Raw genomic sequence first — 1369 nt, forward strand, 5'->3', positions numbered from 1 at the left:
ATTTTTTAAAGGAGTTGGTGAATTATTATTCATTCCTTATGCCAGACCTAGTGGAATTTCATATGATAACTATACCGAGATTGCCAAAAAAGCCTTTTCTAAGATTGATATTACAGTGAAAGGAATTCATGAGTTTAAAAATCCGATAGCACGGATTTGCAATCCGTGCAGTTACTATAGAATAAATTCTAAAACAACCCCAACATAGTATGTTGGGGTTTTGTATTTTGAAAATGAGTTATCTTAGCAAGAAAGTTACGAATTTAAATGTGTTTTTAGTAGTAGATAAGATGTCACGGAAAACATTCTTGTTATTACTAACAATTTCGAGTTATCGGAACATATTTCTTTTGAATAGTTAAATTTTATGGGTACTTATGATTTTTTTCGTTTAATACTACTTCCAGTTGCTACTATAATTGGAAGCTTTGTTATTAAATTTTCAAAGAATGACAAATTCAAACCTTATAAAAAATTTTGGTTATTATTCCTTGTAATAGGATTAGGATTACTTTTATTTAGAGTTTATGATTATTTTTTGAATTAACAAAATCTACTAGATTAGCTCAACAAAAAGGTTATAAAATAGGAAAACAATTGGCAATAAAGATGAATTCATTTAAAGACTAAATTAAGATGAATAAGAGAATATTAATAATACTTAGTATCATTATTTTAATAGGTTGCACTATAGAAAAAAGAAGTGTAATTAAAATTATTAACAATTCAACTGGTGGTGTTATAACTGTATTTACAAATAAAAATATTAGATATGTTATAGCGGGAGACGTAAATGTTTTACCTAAAAACAATTATGTCAAGCTAGATATAAAAAATGTAAATTTTAATTATGATTCTTTTTTCGGGTGTTTTGAGGATGATAAATGGATATTAATAAATCCTGATTCGAAAATTTTAGAAAATAAGTTAAATTCTGATAAATATCATTTTAGTACTAAAAAAGTTTTTGAAAAATCTGAAGTTATTAAGTTTCACACTCAAGACAAATGTTTTGAATTTACAACAAGCGAAATGAGTATATATGGTGACAACAATATTAAAATTTTAAAATCATTCTCTGGTGTAAAAAAAGGTGAAAAATAGTATTTATTAACCCGATAGCGCGGACCAGTCTGCGTCTGGAAAGCTTGTATTCCGTGCAAATATCATAGAATAAATTCTAAAACAACCCCAACATACTATGTTGGGGTTTTGTATTTTGAAATTTTATTAAATCTAAAATAAAGTTTTGTTAATTGAAGAGTACATTGCGTATTTTTGAGGCTATGAAAAAACTAATTGTTGCAAGTACATCTACCATACATGGAAGTGGTTATTTAGACTATTTATTACCAACCTTATCTGAATT

2 protein-coding genes are annotated in these 1369 nt (G+C 26.5%); both read left to right on the forward strand.

Features of this window, described 5'->3' with window-relative positions:
• A partial coding sequence (locus tag AAON49_RS00125) for a Type 1 glutamine amidotransferase-like domain-containing protein (RefSeq protein WP_502942870.1) occupies positions 1–208 on the forward strand: 208 nt, incomplete at its 5' end.
• A 428-nt stretch (positions 209–636) separates the two neighbouring features.
• Complete coding sequence (locus tag AAON49_RS00130) at positions 637–1104, forward strand: hypothetical protein (protein WP_349551736.1); 468 nt, start codon at positions 637–639, stop codon at positions 1102–1104.
• Positions 1105–1369: the final 265 nt, after the last annotated feature.

It is taken from the genome of Pseudotenacibaculum sp. MALMAid0570 (assembly GCF_040151415.1).
In the GTDB taxonomy this organism is placed as follows: domain Bacteria; phylum Bacteroidota; class Bacteroidia; order Flavobacteriales; family Flavobacteriaceae; genus Polaribacter.